Annotated in this window: 1 protein-coding gene; it reads left to right on the forward strand. The window is 58.0% G+C overall.

All coding sequences use genetic code 11. The features are described from left to right. On the forward strand, window positions 1-205 hold a 205-nt coding region (locus tag AC6CHM_RS25235), incomplete at both ends, for a VWA domain-containing protein (protein WP_498176104.1).

Here is a 205-nt window from a genome sequence, read left to right on the forward strand (position 1 = left end):
ATGGCGCTCGATCTCTCTGGCAGCATGGAACGCAAGGATTTTTCGTTTGACGGAAGCTCCACCCGGCGTATCGATCTCGTCAAGGAAATGGGCGCGGGATTTCTACGCGGTCGCTCCGGCGACAGGGTAGGCCTCGTCATGTTTGCAGATGAGCCATTTCTTGCGGCCGCCCCGACATTTGATCTTTCCGCCGTCGAAACGGCAC

Source organism: Phyllobacterium sp. GQ127, from assembly GCF_059758635.1.